This is a genomic window from Rhizobium sp. O111, from assembly GCF_055616315.1.
On the sequence record NZ_JBSHXL010000002.1, the window covers coordinates 1204158 to 1222993 of the forward strand.

General features: G+C 61.3%; 17 protein-coding genes and 1 pseudogene. 4 read left to right on the forward strand and 14 right to left on the reverse strand.

Features of this window, described 5'->3' with window-relative positions:
- Positions 1-686: 686 nt before the first annotated feature.
- Positions 687-1589 (reverse strand): DMT family transporter, encoded by a 903-nt coding sequence (locus ACVTFQ_RS25120; RefSeq protein WP_313760521.1) that lies wholly within the window; start codon positions 1587-1589, stop codon positions 687-689.
- Between the two features lie 216 nt (positions 1590-1805).
- On the opposite strand from ACVTFQ_RS25120, the gene olsE reads away from it, so the two are divergent.
- Both olsE and ACVTFQ_RS25130 read left to right on the forward strand, forming a co-directional pair.
- A complete protein-coding gene (gene olsE / locus ACVTFQ_RS25125; RefSeq protein WP_113177484.1) occupies positions 1806-2816 on the forward strand; it encodes an ornithine lipid hydroxylase OlsE in 1011 nt (336 codons plus the stop codon).
- A 79-nt stretch (positions 2817-2895) separates the two neighbouring features.
- Positions 2896-3668 (forward strand): annotated as a pseudogene (locus tag ACVTFQ_RS25130) (IS5 family transposase).
- On the opposite strand, the gene ACVTFQ_RS25135 reads toward ACVTFQ_RS25130, so the two are convergent.
- From ACVTFQ_RS25135 to cbiE, 3 genes are all read right to left on the reverse strand, one after another.
- Complete coding sequence (locus ACVTFQ_RS25135; RefSeq protein WP_018896496.1) at positions 3665-4453, reverse strand: response regulator transcription factor; 789 nt, start codon at positions 4451-4453, stop codon at positions 3665-3667. The pseudogene ACVTFQ_RS25130 and the gene ACVTFQ_RS25135 sit on opposite strands and share 4 nt — an antisense overlap.
- 622 nt (positions 4454-5075) lie before the next feature.
- A complete protein-coding gene (gene cobM / locus ACVTFQ_RS25140) occupies positions 5076-5834 on the reverse strand; it encodes a precorrin-4 C(11)-methyltransferase (protein WP_113177483.1) in 759 nt (252 codons plus the stop codon).
- Positions 5835-5844: 10 nt separating this feature from the next.
- Positions 5845-7077: a precorrin-6y C5,15-methyltransferase (decarboxylating) subunit CbiE gene (cbiE, locus tag ACVTFQ_RS25145; protein ID WP_313760520.1), complete on the reverse strand. Its 1233-nt coding sequence runs from the start codon at positions 7075-7077 to the stop codon at positions 5845-5847.
- On the opposite strand from cbiE, the gene ACVTFQ_RS25150 reads away from it, so the two are divergent.
- The gene (locus tag ACVTFQ_RS25150) at positions 7076-7831 is read left to right on the forward strand and encodes a cobalt-precorrin-6A reductase (RefSeq protein ID WP_313760519.1); all 756 of its coding nucleotides are present in this window, start codon (positions 7076-7078) and stop codon (positions 7829-7831) included. The genes cbiE and ACVTFQ_RS25150 overlap by 2 nt on opposite strands.
- Here ACVTFQ_RS25150 and ACVTFQ_RS25155 read toward each other — a convergent pair.
- Genes ACVTFQ_RS25155 through cobF form a run of 5 tightly spaced genes read right to left on the reverse strand, consistent with a single transcriptional unit; the run spans position 7806 to position 12122 of the window.
- Entirely contained in the window at positions 7806-8573 is a 768-nt protein-coding gene (locus ACVTFQ_RS25155; protein ID WP_313760518.1) for a precorrin-3B C(17)-methyltransferase, read from the reverse strand. The genes ACVTFQ_RS25150 and ACVTFQ_RS25155 overlap by 26 nt on opposite strands.
- Positions 8570-9301: a precorrin-2 C(20)-methyltransferase gene (locus ACVTFQ_RS25160; protein WP_313760517.1), complete on the reverse strand. Its 732-nt coding sequence runs from the start codon at positions 9299-9301 to the stop codon at positions 8570-8572. Before ACVTFQ_RS25160 ends, ACVTFQ_RS25155 begins: the two co-directional genes overlap by 4 nt.
- Positions 9298-9930: a precorrin-8X methylmutase gene (locus ACVTFQ_RS25165; protein ID WP_113177478.1), complete on the reverse strand. Its 633-nt coding sequence runs from the start codon at positions 9928-9930 to the stop codon at positions 9298-9300. Before ACVTFQ_RS25165 ends, ACVTFQ_RS25160 begins: the two co-directional genes overlap by 4 nt.
- A 2-nt stretch (positions 9931-9932) precedes the next feature.
- Complete coding sequence (gene cobG / locus ACVTFQ_RS25170; RefSeq protein ID WP_313760516.1) at positions 9933-11294, reverse strand: precorrin-3B synthase; 1362 nt, start codon at positions 11292-11294, stop codon at positions 9933-9935.
- Positions 11295-11354: 60 nt separating this feature from the next.
- A complete protein-coding gene (gene cobF, locus ACVTFQ_RS25175) occupies positions 11355-12122 on the reverse strand; it encodes a precorrin-6A synthase (deacetylating) (RefSeq protein ID WP_313760515.1) in 768 nt (255 codons plus the stop codon).
- Between the two features lie 353 nt (positions 12123-12475).
- Between cobF and ACVTFQ_RS25180 the strand changes: the two genes are divergently transcribed.
- Positions 12476-13597 (forward strand): RHE_PE00001 family protein, encoded by a 1122-nt coding sequence (locus ACVTFQ_RS25180; RefSeq protein ID WP_313760514.1) that lies wholly within the window; start codon positions 12476-12478, stop codon positions 13595-13597.
- Between the two features lie 155 nt (positions 13598-13752).
- Here ACVTFQ_RS25180 and ACVTFQ_RS25185 read toward each other — a convergent pair whose 3' ends face one another.
- From ACVTFQ_RS25185 to ACVTFQ_RS25205, 5 genes are all read right to left on the reverse strand, one after another.
- A complete protein-coding gene (locus ACVTFQ_RS25185) occupies positions 13753-14466 on the reverse strand; it encodes a Bax inhibitor-1/YccA family protein (RefSeq protein ID WP_018896506.1) in 714 nt (237 codons plus the stop codon).
- Between the two features lie 19 nt (positions 14467-14485).
- Positions 14486-15250, reverse strand: coding sequence for an anti-sigma factor family protein (locus ACVTFQ_RS25190; protein WP_112436088.1), 765 nt, complete (start codon positions 15248-15250; stop codon positions 14486-14488).
- Complete coding sequence (locus ACVTFQ_RS25195; RefSeq protein ID WP_047505082.1) at positions 15237-15776, reverse strand: sigma-70 family RNA polymerase sigma factor; 540 nt, start codon at positions 15774-15776, stop codon at positions 15237-15239. The genes ACVTFQ_RS25190 and ACVTFQ_RS25195 overlap by 14 nt, the downstream gene beginning before the upstream one ends.
- A 161-nt stretch (positions 15777-15937) precedes the next feature.
- The gene (cueR, locus tag ACVTFQ_RS25200; protein WP_313760513.1) at positions 15938-16333 is read right to left on the reverse strand and encodes a Cu(I)-responsive transcriptional regulator; all 396 of its coding nucleotides are present in this window, start codon (positions 16331-16333) and stop codon (positions 15938-15940) included.
- A 9-nt stretch (positions 16334-16342) separates the two neighbouring features.
- A complete protein-coding gene (locus tag ACVTFQ_RS25205; protein WP_313760512.1) occupies positions 16343-18835 on the reverse strand; it encodes a heavy metal translocating P-type ATPase in 2493 nt (830 codons plus the stop codon).
- Position 18836: the final 1 nt, after the last annotated feature.

Genomic DNA, 18836 nt, shown 5'->3' on the forward strand with positions numbered 1-18836 from the left:
CACTCATGTCGCGATGAAGAGCAGCTTGCGCGCTCAGATGTCAGCTCGCCGCTTGGCGGAACCGCAACGCAAAAAAGCGCGCGATCGGTGAGATTTTCTCAGCAGCGAATGTCGCCGACGAGCGGCCTCATGCGCTGATCTGCTATTTATCAACGACAGCGAGAGCTTAAATGTGAATTGACCAAAGGCAGGGTGAACGGCGGAGAGGCGCTCAAGGCATGGTCCGTGAAGTATCTCTCCAGGACCTGGATCGGCGTGAGCGCCGATTTTTAGTTGTTTTCTCATTTCTTCCCCCGAAAGCACACAAAAAACACCTCCGGAAAAGAAATTTCCGGACACTATACATACACTCTAAGGAAGCCACACTCGACGATATTGCTCTCGTTCACTTTATTATTAACGTGAAACAATGCTAAGCGCAAAAATTCAGCGATGCAATAGTCAAATTTCATTATGAAACGACGAAGACTGAAGCGAGCAGCAGCAGCAACAAACCTAACAGAAACACCAATCATTGACATCGGTATATTCACGCTGAGGCGTCATCATTTCGGATATACCGATAATTACAATGGCGTTACTTATAATAATGGATAAGGAAAGAACGGCAACCGGAAGTATTCTTTCGGCTGCACCTGTGTCTCGCGTAGCGCGACGACCAGCAATAGCACTTTGGCGCGAAACGATCAGGCGATCAGGCGGCGGCTGGCAAGTACGGCACGACGCTCCCACCACACAAGCAGGAGGCTAGAGCAGACGATCACAGCCGCGCCGGCAACGACGTTCACCGTTGGGACTTCTGACCAGATGAGGTAGCCCAAGAGAAACGCCCAGACGAGGCCGCTATACTCCATGGGAGCAAGCGTAGACGCCGGCGCGTGTCGGTATCCCTCATAGAGCAGGAATTGGCCGAGCGCCGATACAGCCCCGAGCCCCAGCATCAACACCCAGCCGGCAAGATCGGGCGACTTCCAAACCCACGGCAGCATGATCCCGCAAGCGATGGCGAAAAGGAAGCTTGTCGCCATCATCTGGTTGAACGTGCTCTCGAAGCGGCTGACCAAGCGGACAAGCACCGTGCTCCACGCCCAGCAAAAGCCTGCAAACAGCACCATGAGCGTCGGCGCAAGGCTTGGCGAATGCGTAGGATTGGCGGCAAGTATGACGCCGGCGAAGCCCGCAAAGCAGGCAAACCATCGCATCGGGCCTACGTTTTCCTTCAATACGAAGATGGAAAGGAAGATAACGATGATGGGGGCCGAGAAGTATAAGGTCGTGATCTCGGCAAGGCCGAGATGCCTGGCGGCCGAGTAATATGCCATCCAGGCGCCCAGCATGAGCAGGGCGCGCAGGACGAGCGAACCGCGATGCGCGCTTTTCAAGATGGACGGATGGCGCAAGCGCCTGACCATGAAGCCCGCGACCGCAACGATGATCACGCTACGAATGAATAGAATTTGCGGCACCGCATAGTCCGCAACCAGCCATTTCACGATCGCATCCTGGATCGCAAACAGCGAATAGCCTGCGCATGACAGTGCAATACCAACGAGCGGGTTGGGCGAGGTGTCTGAAGCGCGGAAATGCATGATATGGCAGCCTGGATGCGGCATTGATGATGCTGTGCACCTAGCAAGAAGTTGCATAGGGAACAATGGCTAGTTTTGGTCCAGTATACATTAAGGATGCGGCAGGCGATTGACGCGGTGTGCTTGTCCGCGCGGTTGCTTAAACGCGCGATATTGCATACGAGCCACAATCGTAGTGTATCAACGAATGACTTCGAGATTTGGCGGAGATAACACGTGACCGACAAGAGCGCATCGATCACCCACGCGCTGCTTTCATGGATGCTGTGGCCAGCGCTGTTTGCAGCCGGGCTGATAGGCGCTGGGTTCGCCTTTCAGAGCCACGCGCCTCTGCTGTGGTTCAACGTGGTGTACTTGGCGATCGTCTGCGCAATTGCGCTTTTCGAGCGCGTGATGCCATTCGAAAAGCAATGGCTGCAGCGGGACGGCGAGACGTTCAATGACGTCGCCCACACGCTGCTGAGCAAAGGTGGTGTTCAGCTGGCCGCCGCACTGGGTGCGACCGCGCCGATGGCGGTCGCGACCGTTGCGCATCCCTTTGTTGTCGGCCTGCCCGATATATGGCCCAGCAACTGGCCGCTGGCGCTTCAGGTGGTCCTCGGCTTGGTAATCGCCGAATTCGGACTATACGTCGCCCATCGCGCGGCCCATGAGATCCTGTCGCTCTGGCGGTTTCATGCCCTTCATCACAGTGTCGAGCGCCTCTGGGTCGTGAATACCGGCCGGTTCCATTTCATGGACTCGCTTTTCAAGATCGCGCTCAGCCAGCTTCCGCTCTATCTCCTGGGCGCACCGCTGCCGGTGTTTTTATGGATCGGCGCCGTGACGGCCTTTATTGGCCTTCTCACCCATTGCAATATTGACGTGCGCACGGGGCCGCTCGATCTGATCTTCAGCACGCCGGGCCTGCATCGTTGGCACCACTCGCGAGTGCTGGCCGAGGGCAATACGAACTACGGCGAGAACCTGGTCTTGTGGGATCAGCTGTTCGGCACCTACTTCAATCCCGACCGCCGCCCGTCGACGGATATCGGCATCAGCGGCCGCGTCGCCGACAACTTTATTGGTCAGCTGTTCCAGCCGTTCTCGAAGAAGGGCTACCGACAAATTCTTGGCCGCCGGGTACACCCCGACGGCCAGGAAACACGAACAGGTGACAAAGGATCGCGGAGCCCATCCGGCGCCATCAGCGAGAACCACCCGGTCAGCACGGATGGCACCGCCTAGCCTGACCTAGGTCGCGTCCCCATTAAAGGGTTTCGCTTTAGTCAGGATGATGATTCAATGTCCTTGGAAGGAGATTGATATGCGCCGTCATGAACTTAGCGATGAAGAGTGGGCGATTATCGCACCACTTTTGCCGAATAAGAGCCGTGGTGTCGAACGTGTTGATGACCGCCGGGTGATCAATGGCATTTTGTGGCGTTTCAGAACTGGCTGCTCTTGGCGGGATATCCCTGAGCGCTACGGCCCTCGTACTACACTTTACAATCGGTTCTCGCGCTGGCGTAAAGCCGGCGTTTGGGACCGACTTCTTGAAGCGGTATCAAGGCGTTACGACGGCGATATAGTTATGATCGACTCGTCGTGTGTGCGCGTTCACCAGCATGGTGCCAACGCAAAAAAGGGGGCTCTACCGATCCTTGCATGGGACGTTCGCGCGGCGGCCTGACGACCAAAATCCATGCCATGGTCGATGCGGATGGCCGACCGTTACGAATGGAGCTGACAGCAGGCCAGGCAGCGGATGCTCCGGTCGCTGAGAGGCTGATATCTGACATCGAACCAGGCACGACGCTACTTGCAGATAAAGCGTATGACACGGATGCGATCCGAGCGTTTGTGAAAGGCCGCAAGGCTTGGGCTAACATCCCAACAAAGATAAATCGGAAGCAGAGCTTCAGCTTCAGTCGCTGGGTCTATAGGCAGCGAAACCAAGTGGAGAGGTTCTTCAATCGTATCAAACACATGCGGGGCCTGGCCACGCGCTACGACCGTCGCCCTGACAATTACCTTGCTGCACTGAAACTCGTTGCGACACGAATTTGGATCAATTCAGTTTGCGAGTCCACGTCCTAGTCCGCCGATGCGCTCCAGCGCGAGTCGGACTGGAACAGATCGTTCAGCTTGTAGGCAACCTCGGTACGGTTGGTCGCCTTCAGCTTCTTCATGATGTTGCGGATATGAACCTTGACGGTGCTTTCGCGCAGATTGAGTTCATAGGCGATGATCTTGTTCGCCTTGCCCTTGCGCAACGCCTGGACGACTTCGGCCTGGCGCAGCGTGAACATGCGCGAGAGCTCTTTCTGCCGTGGCGCGTTGTCGACAGGAGCCGACGATGTGAAGGCCTTGCCCGCCACGATGAAGGTGCCGCCCGCAACGGCCAGCCCGATGGCTTCAACGCAAACTTCGATGCCCACGGAAGTGGGAATGAAGCCGCGAGCGCCATGCTCGATCGCCCGGAGCGTCTGATTGAGATCGTCACCATCGGCGAGGATGACGACCGGCGCCGGTGCGAGTTCCGTGGCGATGCTGGCGATCTCTTCGTAAAGAGCGCCATCGCTCGACGCACGGCCGGTGATGTTGAGCAGCACCGCCTTGACGCGCTGCGTTGCATCTTTCTTGCGCCGCCATTCCGCCACCGAGCCCACCGCGCAAGCCTTCATGCCAAGGCCGTTCTGCGTCAGCGTCGTCGCGAGGCATTCCCGCTCGAGTGTTCTGCCGTCGATGATAAGCAGGCACCGGTCCTCGCCGATAACCTTTACTTCGCCCAGTTCGCTGAGAGCTCTGGGTGCCACGGCAACGGCCTGAAGTCTGTTGACAGGCGTGCGTCCGCTTTCAAATTCCGAAGGTACGTAATTCATACTAGCCTCATACTCAATAGTGTTAGAGGTGACCATTCGCAACGAAATGCAATACTCGGGGGACATCGGCGTGTATTAAGTCAGCAAAGTAGTTTATCCGTTTTGGATCACTTATGGCGTGTGGTTTCTACTTTATTAAGAACCTACATACATCAGTAGTGACAATCAATACAAAATATTTCGTCAGATTTAGATTAAAAATGCTCAGTATATAAAATTATACCGCCTATAGATAAAAACAGGAATTAATTTTTACTCCGAAGCAAAAACATCAACCAAGAAGCGTATGGCAATTATTCTTTAGAAATACCGTTTCTTAACGATAATAATCGTTTGTGTTTTCGCCTCACGGTATAGTGCCAAATCCCGTATTGTTCTGGCATAGACGAAGCAACGTCATCCCTAGTAAATACTGTAGCAACGCCATTGTAACGGGATCACGAAACCAAGCTAATCCAATTGGTTAATCCCTCGTTTACCACTCGAGCCGGGTTTTCAGGGCAATCTTCGGGGATATTGGACGCTGTGGATAACATTAAGCCTTACCGCACGCCGATTGCCCGGCGCGCGAGGCAGAAAAGCCGGCAATTGTGCGGCTAGAAGTCCAAGTCTTGCGGCGATTTTACTGTCGACCTCTGAAGCGACGCTGATAGGTCGCATCGTAAAGCGAGCTCTCGCGAAAATCGGTCGACGACAAGGATGGGCCGACGAAGATGATCGCCGTCCGCTCGATCGGCTCCGCGGCCACCTTGGCCTCGATATCGCCGAGCGTCCCGCGCACGATCCGCTCATCCTCCCAGCTTGCCTTCACGACGATGGCGACGGGGCACTCGGCCCCATATAGCGGCGTAAGGTCACCGACGACCCGGTCAAGCGCGTGAATGGCGAGATGGATGGCAAGCGTGGCGCCCGTGGCACCGAACTGCGTCAAGGTCTCGCCACCCGGCATCGGCGACGCCCGGCCGGATACGCGGGTCAGCACCAGGCTCTGCGCGACCTCGGGAATAGTCAGCTCGCGGCCGAGCGCGGCGGCGGCGGCGGCAAAGGACGGAACACCTGGTGTCATCGTGTAGGCAATGCCATGCTTATCCAAGCGGCGGATCTGTTCGGCGACAGCGCTCCAGACCGATAGATCGCCCGAGTGCAGGCGCGCGACATCCTCGCAGGCATTGGCCGCGCGCAGATATTCGGCCTCGATCTCGTCGAGCGACATGGGGGCGGTATCGACGATCCGCGCTCCCGGCGGGCAATAGACGAGAAGATCCGGCGAAACGATCGAGCCGGCATAGAGGCAAACGGGGCATTTTCCGATGAGGTCGCGGCCGCGCACGGTGATGAGATCCGCGGCACCCGGACCAGCGCCGATGAAATGAACGGTCATGTCCTTGTCCTCAATCCTTGACCCAGTGCCACTGCGTGACGGGCATTGCTGGGCGCCAGCCCGTCATCGCACCGATCGCGCCGGCGCGGGAAATATCGATACGGGTCAGCGACCCGCCCAGGCTGGTGTGCAAGGCCAGCAATTTCGCATCCATCTCGAGCGTCACAGAGTTGGCGACCAGCCGGCCGCCGCTTTTCAGCGCCGCGATCGCGGCTTCCATTACCCCATCCTCGCTGCCCCCGCCACCGACGAAGATAACGCCGGGCTTGGGCAGCGACTGCAACGCCTGTGGTGCTGCACCTTCCACGACCGCGAGCCCGGGCACGCCGAAGGCCGCCGCATTGCGCGCAATGCGCTGCGCCCGCGCGCTCGATTGCTCGATGGCAATCGCCCGAAGCGACGGGTCACACAGCATCCACTCGATGCCGATGGAACCGGAACCGGCGCCGATATCCCACAGCAGCTCGCCATGCCGGGGCGCCAGCGTCGACAGCGTCAACGCCCGGATCTCCCGCTTGGTGATCTGGCCATCATGTTCGTAGAGCGCATCATCGAGGCCGGGCGCAAAGGCAAGCACGCGCGCGCCCTCGCCTGCCACGATCTCGATGGCGCAGACGTTCAGCGGATTGATGTCCTTAAGGTCAAATGCATCGGCTTGGCAGGTCCTTCCGCGCTCGTGCTCGCCGCCGAGTGCCTCAAGCACATGCAGCCGCGATCGGCCAAAGCCACTGGTCGCAAGGAGCGCCGCAAGCTGCGTCGGTGTCTCCTGGTCGGAGGTGAGCGCGATGATGCGCCGGCCGTGATGCAGATGAGGACGGATGAGATCGATCGGACGTCCGTGCAGGGAAACGGAGGCAACCTCCTGCAACGGCCAGCCCAACCGCGATGCAGAAAGGCTGAAGGATGACGGCGCCGGTATCGCGCGCATCTCCGTTGCATCGACGTTCCGCGACAGCGTTGCGCCCACACCATGGAGAAACGGGTCTCCGGAGGCCAAAACAACGACAGGCGAACCGCGCCGCGCGGTGATTGCCGCAACCGAACGTTCGAACGGGCTCTCCCACGTCAGGCATTCCCCCTGGATGAGGTCGCCCATCAGCGCATGATGGCGGGTACCGCCGAAGACGACGGACGCGGCTGCGATCAGCCGCTTGGCTTCATCGCCCAGCCCTGCTGGACCATCCTCGCCGATGCCGATAATAGTCAGCCAAGGTTGGCCGGGAGCGGAAGACATATCAGCCATGAGCAAAATCCGCATTCTGATGCTTGGCGGGACGACCGAGGCAAGCGCGCTCGCCAAGGCTTTGGCCGCTCAGCCGCGATACGATGCCCTGCTGTCGCTTGCCGGCAGGACGGAGAAACCCGCTCCGCAGTCGCTGCCCACCCGCGTTGGCGGATTTGGTGGCGCGGAGGGGCTCGCTAACTTTCTGCGTGATGGGAAATTCGACCTGCTGATCGACGCCACCCATCCCTTTGCAGCGCGCATCTCGCAAAACGCCGCGCAAGCCGCCACGATGACCGGCCTTCCCGCCTTTTGCCTTCGCCGCGCGCCCTGGCAGGCCGAGGCGGGCGACAATTGGCGGCATGCCGCGAGTGTCCAGGATGCCATCGCGAAAATCGGGAGCGCGCCGCGCCGCGTGTTTCTCGCCATCGGCCGCCAAGAGGCGCACCGAGCGGATGCCGCTCCGCAACACCACTATGTAATCCGAAGCGTGGATCCGGTCGATCCGCAACCCCAGCTTCCCCACGCGCACTATCTTCTCGATCGCGGACCCTTCGATGTCGAACGCGAAGCCGAGTTGCTGCGGGAGCACCGCATCGATGTCGTCATCACCAAGAACAGCGGCGGTTCGGCCACCTATGCCAAGATCGCGGCTGCGCGCGCGCTCGGTATCGAGGTGATCATGATCGGCCGCGCCGAAGCGCCCGCCATCCCCACGGTCGCCACTGTCGACGAAGCCTTGGCGATGATCAATCACCTGCTGCCCCCGGGCTGAAACGAGGGGTATAGATGAGATCGGCCCTGCCCTTGCGTTCGATGATCTTCGTCTCCGCCGAGCCGATGATCACGCAGGTCGCCATATCGGCCGTCGCGGCATCCGCAACATTGAGCGATTGAGCGGAAATACGCTCGTCCGGCCGTCCGGCAGCTCGGCCGAAAATGACAGGCGTCGAGCCGGGCAGCTTTTCGCGCAACAATTCGAACGCCTTTCCAAGCTGCCACGGACGCGCCTTGCTGATCGGATTATAAAGCGCGATAACAAAGCCGCCTTCGGCTGCGGCAGCCAGACGCTTTTCAATAGTCGCCCAGGGCTTCAGATTGTCTGAGAGCGAAATCGCGCAGAAATCATGGCCAAGCGGGGCGCCGACACGGGCGGCGACCGCCAGCATGGCGGTGATCCCCGGCAGGATGACGAGATCGACGTCCCGCCACGCATCCGGACCATTGTCGACCGCCTCGCAGACAGCAGCCGCCATGGCGAACACACCAGGGTCGCCACCCGAGACGACACAGACGACCGCGCCCTCGGACGCGGCGCGCAGCGCGGCGCCCGCGCGGTCCAGTTCCTCGCGGTTATCGGACGCCTGACGCGTCTGATCGGCCCGCAGGTTCAGGCGATCGAGATAGGGGCCGTAGCCGAAAAAGGCGGTGGCCTTCGAAACGGCGGCATGCGCCTCCGGGGTCATCTGATCAGGATTGCCCGGGCCGGTGCCGATGACGAAAAGCTGGCCGCTCATCGGTTGCTCTCCCAGCCGGGAACAAGCACAATCGAAAAGTAGGGCGCATCGCCTTCGGGGCGATCGGCGAGCTTGATCATCGCCGCGTTGGCCATGGTGCCGCGCTCGACATAGACCGCTTCGGCAAGCCGTCCCGATGCCTGCAGCGCACGGCGGATCTTCGGCAGGTTGCGCCCCACCTTCATGATTACCGCGGCTTGCGTATCGGATAGACGGCGCTCGAGCTCCTGCTCGGCCATCGTGCCTGGCAGAACCGACAACACGTCGTCGCCCTGCACGATCGGGATGCCGGCGAGAGACCAGCAGCCGGACATGGCGCTGATGCCGGGGATCACCTCGGTCGGATAGCGGTGGGCGAGGCGCACATGCAGGTGCATGTAGGAGCCATAAAACAGCGGATCGCCCTCGCTGAGGACGGCCACCGTGCGGCCGGCATCGAGATGCGCGGCGACAGCCGCCGCCGACTCTTCGTAGAAATCGGTGATCTGTCGCCTGTATTCGGCTTCGTTCTTTTCGATCTCGGTGGTCACGGGATAGTAGAGCGGCAGCATGACCGCGTCCGCCCCTATCAGGTGCTCGACGATCGCCCTGCCGTTGCCGCTTCTGCCGCGCTTGGCGAAATAGGCTATCACGTCAGCCGCTTCGATTGCCTTGACGGCCTTGACGGTGAGCAGTTCCGGATCGCCGGGACCGGTGCCAACGCCGATGAGACGACCAGCGCCGCTCATAGGCCGGGCCTCGCCAAGGCGTTGACCGCCGCTGCCGTCATGGCGCTGCCACCAAGCCTTCCGCGAACGATCGCATAGGGCACGCCGTAGGAGTTTTCAGCCAAGGCATCCTTGGATTCCGCAGCGCCGACGAAACCCACAGGCATGCCGATGATCGCCGCCGGCTTCGGCGCGCCGTCGCGCAGGAGCTCGAGCAGATGGAAGAGCGCGGTCGGTGCATTGCCGATCGCGACAACGCTGCCGGCAAGACGGTCATTCCAGAGGTGAAGAGCGGCGGCCGAACGCGTGTTTCCGGTCTCCTTCGCCAGCTCCGCGGTGCGCGGATCGTGCAAGGTGCAGATGACATCGTTCTTGGCAGGCAGTCTCGTGCGGGTCACGCCGTGCGCCACCATCTCGGCGTCGCAGAAGATCGGTGCACCGGCATGCAGCGCCGCGCGCGCGGCGCTGACGAAGTGCGGCGCGAACACGAAATGCTCGGCGGCTTCAACCAATCCACAGGCATGGATCATGCGCACGGCAACGTCGGCCTCCTCGGCGGCAAACCGCGACAGATCGGCTTCGCTGCGGATAATCGCGAACGACCGCTCATAGATGGCGTCACCGCTGTGGATGTAATCGTAGTCTGGCATGCCTATTCCTGTCGCAGCGCTCGCATAATCGTGGCCGTCCCCACCCTGTCGAGACAGGCCCTAGCAGATTCGCCAGCTTGTCTTTCACTTTTGATGAGACGGGAAAGCCTCTCTATAGCGGAATTGATGTCACTACCAGCAATCTGTGCATCGGGCGCATCGGACGCGAGGCCGCTTAGCACGAGGTGATAGCCGTTTGCGGCACCCGAGACCGTCAAGGCGCGGCGTGGATGGGCGCAACCCTTGGCGCAGCCGGACAAATGCAGGTCGAGCGAGCCATCCAGCACCTCGGGACACCGCTCGATCAGCGTCTCCGCCAATGCCTTGGTGGCATAGAAGCTCGACGCGCAGGCGCCTGCCCCGGCACAAGTGGCGATGCGCGATGAGAGATCGTCGCTATTGGCGGATAGACCGAAGCGCTCCGCCGATTGCCGGACTGCTGCGGCGCTCTCTACGCTCAGGCCTGTAATGAAAAGACAGCGATCAGGAGCCGGGCGGATATCCGTCGCATCGAGATCGCCGAGGAATCCAAGAAACGCCAGAAGGTCGGTCGCGTGTATTTGCCCGAAGCGCGGCTTGAGACCGATCACCGCCGAACCGTCTTCCATCCGATGAATGCCGACCGATGGCGTCGCGCCCGCGCGCCGTTGGCACGAAATGGCATGCATATCGGGGAAGATCGACGCCAATCGCTCCGGATCGATAACGCGGCAACGCTTCTGCCAGCCGATCGAAAGCAGCAGCTTGAGCACGTCACCGACCGCCGCGATCGCCTCATCGGCGGAACCGACGGCAACCGGACGGGCACTCGCGCTATCCCCAGCGATGGCGACCACCCACTCTTCCGCCGACAAGGCCAGCAGCCTGATGTCGGCGGTGACATCGGCCAGATCAAAGCGCCCACCGCCATCGACGATGATCGACAGCTTCGGCGCGAGCCCCGGCGCCTGCAGATGCTCGGCGAGCCGGTCCCGCAGCAGCAATTCCATCGCGGCAGCATCCCCGACATCACCGAATTCAGCGCCATGCAGCGGAGGCAGTTCGATCACAGGATTGGGCGAGACGATGATGCCCGCCGCATCCACCGCTTCGGCAAAGGGCTCGACCGTCTCCGGCCGAAGTCCTCTTATCTGCAGGCTGCCTCGCGCGGTCACCTCAAGCAGACCGTTACCACACAGCAAGGCGGCTTGAGCCAGCTGCGCGCACTGGTGGACCGTCAGGATGCCGCCCTGCGGACGCAGGCGCGCAAGCAGGCCGTCACCCGTCGGCATCGGCCGCGCCAGGGTCGGACAGGCGCCGCGCCGCGCATAGGGTTGCGCGGCTTCGCCTGCAATATCCGTCTTGATGCGCTCATCGCATGCCATCTCGTCATTTCCTTCCGCCCGGCGCCTATAGCGAGGCACGGGGCAAAGCTATCGCTGGTGTCACAGATCGTCGAAATCGCGACCCTTGCGCAGCAGATAGATATCCATGATCCAACCGTGTCGTGCCCGCGCTTCGGCACGCAACTTCACGATATCCGCCGCGACGTCACCAAGCCGCCCCGAACGCACGATTTCGTCGTCCGTACCGAGATAGGCGCCCCAGAAGATCTCGGCATCCGGATCTTCGATCTCGGAGAAAGCCTGCTCTCCATCCAGCATGACCACGGTGCTATCCGCCCGGTTCCCATGTTCGACAAGCCGCCGACCGGTCGTGATCTCGACCGGCTTACCGACCATGTTGATCGGAATGCGGTGGCTTGCCGCCAGGGCCTGGATGCTGGTGATCCCGGGAACGACGCTGAAGTCGAAATCGACGGTGCCGAGCTCCCTTGCCCGCTCAATGATACGGATCACGCTATCATAAAGGCTGGGGTCGCCCCAGACGAGAAAGGCGCCGGTGCCGTCTTCGGGAAGATCGTTGATCAGCCGCACATAGGTCTGCGCCAGTGTCGCATGCCAGTCATCGACGCTTTCGACATAGCTGCGGTCAGCCGTCTTGCGCTGAGGAATGGCGAACTCGACGATCCGGGTCGTCGCATTGGTGACGAAGCGCTCGCAAATCTCACGGCGAACGGAAGCGAGCTTCTCCTTCTCCTCGCCTTTCGTCGGCAGGAAGATCATGTCGGCGGCGTTCATCCTGCCTATGGCCTGGATGGTGACGTGCTCGGGATTTCCCGTTCCGATACCGATGACATAGATGTGGCGCACGCCGGCTCTCCTGATCAATTCTCACTGCTTTTGACGCACATGGTCCGGTGCCGCAAGGGCATGGATCAAACCGGCGGTGGGCAACCAGCGATCGATCGACGCTGAAGATTGCTGCCATTTTCGAATCGTGCGATCCTTTACTGATAATGGCCCGCCTGGCATTGGCCCACATGCCGCGGACAACGAACGGGCTGGTGATCAATATTCACCGCCCCCATGAAGCAGGAATAGCCGGGCATGTTCGCGGCAGGACGATTTTTCGAAGCGTTGACGGGACACATCAGAGCGCGCCGTATGCGCCCAACACCGATCTCTCGCGAGATACAGGCCAGCCGGACCGGAGACGCCTGGCGATGAAGCACGAGATCGATACCACATCGGTGATGACGCTGCTCCCGCTCTTCGTTCGGGCGGAAGATGCCTTGGCGCGGCTGGACGAGCGCGCGCTGCGATCCTCGATCGCCGACGGTTTTTCCGAGCGCCGCCACTTCTTCGATGCCGTCGGCGCCTTGTGGGTGGCGGGCGAACTGGTCCATCTCGAAGACCTGGTGCTGCACGACGCCCATATGGATGCCCGCACCCCCAGCCATGAGCTGACGATCGCCCATGCGGTCCTGCGCGCACGCCGCAGAATATGGACGAGCGATGCCTATTGGGCCTTGAGCGAAACCGGCATGACGGTTCTGACGGGGATCGGCGGCGAACAACAGAGAGCGCCGGAGCTGAAGAGCGCCTATCGCGATCACGACAACGACGATCATGAACCTGATGCCCCGCTGGCCACGGAGCTGGCCGAAATCGACGCCGTGCTGGAGCGGTCGAGCCGGCTCCTCGACGATCTCGCCAGAGGCGTTCGAGAGGCCAAGCCTGAACCCACACGGCCGGAGCGAGCGGACGACCGGCTGGCGCTGCTTGATGACGAAGATTGGGACGAGGCAGCGCGCCTGCGCGAGTGGCGTTCGGTTATCGCTGTTGCCGACGCCTTGCCGCCGACATTGGGCGCAGCCGTCCTCTTCGACGCGTGGGAGCAGATCGAGCCGCTGCGGCGACAACACTGGCTGGGTGGACTACTGGTTTCCGGCTATCTGCGCCAGCGCGGCAAGATCACGTCGCATCTGTTTTCATTCTTCGCTGGCCTGAAGACCGTTCGCCACGAACGCCGGCGCTCCCGGCAACGTCTCGTCAGGCTGCAATCCTTTCTCGAAGCCATGGTGGAGAGCGCCGATCTCGGCCTGAAGGAGATGGATCGACTGTCGCTGGCACAGCAGCAGATGCAGATGCGTTTCAAGGACAGGCGCTCCAACAGCAGCCTGCCTGACCTTGCGCAATTCGTGCTATCGCGGCCGATGGTGTCTTCGGCGATGGTGGCGCGGGAGCTCAAAGTCAGCGGCCGCGGCGCGCTCAATCTGCTCAACGATATAGGCATCCGCGAGATCACCGGTCGCGGACGTTATCGCGCCTGGGGCATCATCTGAACGTCCGTAAAATCTCAACATCTCTAAAACAGAAAAGCGGCCGGACTTGCGTCCGGCCGCTTCCCTATGGTGAACACCCGATCCACGCATCCTGTCACAGAGTGCGGATCGGGCGTTCTAGCGCTTCCTTTGCCCCCAGAAGCGCCGTAGCTCGACTATTCGCGCTCGCCTGTGAAGTTGAGCAGCAGCTGGAAGATGTTCACGAAGTTCAGGTAGAGCGAGAGGGCGCCGAAGACGGCAAGCTTCTGGTTCGATTCCTGATCGTAGTTCTCCGAATACTGTTCCTTGATGTTCTGTGTGTCGTAGGCGGTCAGGCCGACGAAGACGACGATACCGATGACCGAGATCGCGAACTGCAGAGCGCTCGATCCAAGGAAGATGTTGACCACGCTGGCAATCACCACGCCGATCAGGCCCATCATCAGGAACGAGCCCATGCGGGACAGGTCACGCTTGGTCACGTAGCCATAGAGGCTGGTCGAGCCGAACATGGTGGCGGCGATGAAGAAGGTGCGCGCAATGCTGGTGCCGGTGAAGACCAGGAACACCGAGGCCATCGACAGGCCCATGACGGCACAAAAGGCCCAGAAAGTCATCTGTGCGGCGCTTGCCGACATCGTCTGGATCTTGAACGAGAAGAAGAAGACGAAGGCGAGCGGCGCCAGCATGACCACCCACTTTAGCGGCGACTGGAAGATCGGCACGTACAACGCCGGTGTCGAGCCAACGATGAACGCGACGATGCCGGTGATGACAAGGCCGATGCCCATGTAGTTGTAGACGCGCAGCATGTGCTGGCGAAGACCCTCGTCGAACATGGCCTGCGAGCCAACGGCTGCACCGTAACGCTGCTGATTGATTGGGTTCATTGAGATCTCCTCGAGTGAACTAGTAAAGGGTACGGGCAAGCCCATCGGCTGCCTGATCCAGTGAGATGGAGCGATCCGCGGTCACCAGTGCGTAAGCGACGTCGCCGATCTGCCAATAGGCGGCCTCGGCGCCATCGAGCGCGATATGGTTGACCGACTGAACGGAGAAGACGCCCGGACGAACGGCAAACAGCGAAAGCTGCTTCTTGTCGGCCGTGATCGACATTTCGACGCTCGGGCCGAACTCGGACGGGAATATCTGTACGTCCGAGATCGTCCAGCCAGCCGGAAGCTGGGGCATGACGATGCCGGTTGCGGCGCGAATTTCATCCGGCTTGTAGCCTTCCGCCGGCTGTGACGACACGGACTGGCGCACCAAGGCCGTCTTGTAGGCCTGAACGGCTTCCTCGACATAGGCGGGCGCCGGGACGGATGCTGCCACTTCGGTTGCGGTGAACGCGCCGAACGAGGTGTGTGCAACCCAGCCAGCCGCCACCATGACGCCGACGGCGGCAACGCGCTGCACGGCGTGGAAGATGCGACCATAGGCAAGTCCGCGCTCGAGACGGCGCGCGAGATCGCGCGTTTCCGCCCGGCCGGAGGCGCCTTCATGAGCGAGCGCCAGACGCAATTCGCCGCGCATGCTCAGATCTGCCATCACCTTCGCGGCCGTTTCGGGATTCTCGGAAAGATAGGATTCCACCTGGATGCGGCGGGTCACATCGAGTTCGCCATCGACATAGGCATCGAGATCGGCGTCGATAATGGGATCAACTGCTTTCATTCCCGCCTCCTTCGATCAACCTCAAATGTGGTGCGCGCGGTGTCGCTTCCTCGATTTCGCGCAGCTGGGCGCGAGCGCGCGAAATGCGCGACATCAATGTACCGATCGGAACGCCGAGCGCTGCAGCAGCTTCCTGATAGGAGAGGTCTTCAATCGCCACGAGATGGAGGGCCTCGCGCTGCTCCTCCGGCAAGCGGAAGAAAGCATTGCGCACCTGCTGCAGACGCACGGCATGTTCCTGCGCGGCTGGCAAGGACTGCTCGGCCTCTACGGCGGCCTCATCGTGCCGTCGTGTCAGCGATCGCCCCTGTCGGACGCGGTCGATGTGAGCGTTATGCACGATCGAGAGCAACCACGTACGCAAGTTACCGCCACTGCGGAAGCTCTGCTTCTTCTCGTATGCCCGGACCAGGGCATCATGAACCAGATCTTCGGCGTCATCCGAATTGCGCACCAGGGAGCGCGCGTAGCGCCGAAGCGCTGCGAGCTGACCGATGACATCGAATGGGCGTTCTTTCCGTTCCATGATTGAGTATACGAAGCCGCGCGTTGTTTTATTCCCCGCGGCTGCGATTTTTTCTGCATTTTCGTCATCCAGCCGACAAAACAGCAGAACGCCCGCAGAATATCACATGGAAATCATGACGTTAAGCATTGCTCGGAGATGTCGCACATGCGGGCAAATCGTCAGGCATGCTGCTCGTCCGACAGTTCCTCGAGGATGGGACAGTCAGGCCGATCATTTCCGTGACAGGCATGGACCAGATGCTCGAGCGTGTGCCGGAGTTCGCTGAGCTCGCGGATCTTGCGGTCGATCTCCGTGAGCTTGGCCTGGGTCAACTCCTTCACGTCGGCACTGGCCCGGCTCTTGTCCTCGTAGAGCGCCAGCAGCTGCCGGCACTCCTCCACCGAGAAACCGAGCCCGCGCGACTTTTGTAGAAAGCGCAGCTTGTGTACGTCGGCGACCGCGTAGTCGCGGTAGCCGTTGTCGTTTCTATCAGGGTGGATGAGGCCGATATCCTCGTAATATCGTATCGTCTTCGATGGCAGGCCGGACCGTGCCGATGCTTCACCAATATTCATGGCGACCTCCTAGAGCTTGGCGGCGCGCAGCCGCAGCGCATTGCCGATGACCGAGACAGACGACAGACTCATCGCCGCCGCCGCAATCATCGGCGACAGCAGCAGACCGAAGACTGGATAGAGCACGCCGGCGGCCAGCGGAACGCCGAGCGCGTTGTAGCCAAAGGCGAAGCCGAGGTTCTGGCGAATATTGCGCATCGTCGCCTCTGCCAGGCGCCGCGCCCTGACAATGCCGTTGAGATCGCCCTTGACCAGGGTGATGCCGGCGCTCTCCATTGCGACATCGGCACCCGTGCCCATGGCAATGCCGACATCGGCAGCGGCCAGCGCCGGCGCATCGTTGACGCCGTCGCCGGCCATGGCAACCACCGCCCCCCCGGCATGCAGCTCGTCGATCAGCGCCTTCTTGCCCTCTGGCAGGATATCGGCGCGCACATCGTCGATCCCCAGGCTCCTGGCGACCGAGCGCGCCGTGCGCTCGTTGTCGCCCGTCGCCATGATGATCTTCAGACCGCTGGCATGCAGCGCCTTGATCGCGGCAGCCGTTGTCGGCTTGATGCGGTCGGCGACGGCCACCAGCCCGGCAAGGCGCTGGTCGACGACAACGAAAATCACCGTCTTACCCTCGTCCCGCAGCGATTGCAGCAGCTCTCCATGGGCGGCGACGTCGATGCCGAGATCAGCCATCATCGCCGCGTTGCCAAGCGCCACGGCCGTCTCGCCGATATTCCCCCGTACGCCTTTGCCCGTTGCCGCGTCAAAGCCTGTGATATCGATCAAGGCGATCCCGCGCTCTTCCGCACCCGACACGATAGCGGCCGCCAGCGGATGCTCCGATCCGCGCTCCAGGCTGGCAGCAAGCTGCAGGAGCCGGTCATCGGCCACGTCACCGAGCCCCACAACATCCGTCAGGCGTGGCTTTCCTTCGGTGAGCGTGCCCGTCTTGTCGACAATCAGCGTATCGACTTTCGAAAAACGCTCCAGCGCTTCAGCATCCTTGATCAGCACGCCTTCATGGGCGCCGCGGCCCGTGGCGATCATGATCGACATCGGCGTGGCAAGACCCAACGCGCAGGGGCAAGCGATGATGAGGACGGAAACGGCGGCGAGGAGCGCGTGGACCATGCGCGGCTCGGGACCGACGAGAGCCCAGATCGCAAAGGCGGCAATCGCAGCGGCGACAACGGCCGGGACGAAGAAGGCCGAAACGCGATCGACGGCGCCCTGGATCGGCGCGCGCGAGCGCTGCGCCGTGGCGACCATGTCCACGATGCGCGACAGCGTGGTCTCCGCACCGACCTTCACGGCCGTCATCACCAGCATGCCGTTTTTGTTGATCGTACCGCCCGTCAACGCATCGCCCACGGCCTTTTCGACGGGCATCGGTTCGCCCGTCAGCATGGATTCGTCGATCGTCGATTGCCCCTCGATAACCGCGCCATCGACAGGAACCCGCTCGCCCGGCCGAACGCGCAGGCGGTCTCCAACCACGATATCGTCGATCGGCACATCGGCCTCGCTGCCATCGCGGCCGATACGTCGCGCGGTCTTCGGCGCGAGATCGAGCAGTGCGCGAATGGCCGAGCCGGTCCGTTCGCGCGCCTTCAACTCCAGCACCTGCCCGACGAAAACCAGGGCCACGATAACGGCGGCCGCCTCGAAATAAACGGGCACGGCGGCGCCGTGCCCACGGAACGTATGCGGGAAGATGCCCGGCGTCAGCGTGGCGACAAGGCTATAAATATAAGCCGTCCCGACACCGAGGCCGATCAGCGTCCACATATTCGGGCTGCGATTGACGACGGACGCCCATGCGCGGCGGAAGAACGGGAGTGCTGCCCAAAGCACCACGGGCGTGGCGAGAATAAGTTCGGCCCAGGCCGCGAGCGGCTCGCCGAGCCAATCACGCACAGGCAGGCCGACCATCGGTCCCATTGTGATGACAAGCAGCGGAACCGAGAGAATGCCGCTGATCCAGAGACGGCGGGTGAAATCGACCAACTCCGGGTTCGGGCCCTCATCCATGGGCGGGATGCCCATCGGCTCCAGCGCCATGCCGCATTTGGGGCAATCGGCCGGATGATCGCTGATCACCTTGGGATGCATCGGGCAGGTATATTGCGTCCCCTTCGGGGCAGGTTTCGGCTGCGGCTTGCTGCCATCGCGATAATCCGCCGGCGCGGCTTCGAACTTCGTCTTGCAGCCAGCCGAGCAAACGTAGTGCTTCTCGCCTTCATGCCGCAGGAAGTGCTTCGCGGTCGCGCGGTCGACGCTCATGCCGCAGACAGGATCCTTTGCCGTCAGATACTCCTCAGGCGCGGCTTCGAATTTGGTGCGGCAGCCCTCGCAGCAGAAGAAATAACGCCGCCCCTCACGCTCAAGCGACGGCTTGCCGGCAGCGGGATCGACCGTCATGCCGCAGACGGGGTCGCGGACCACGCCGTCATCCGCTAGATGATGGTGGTCGCTGTTGCCGTGATGATGTGCGTGGGTGCTGTCCATT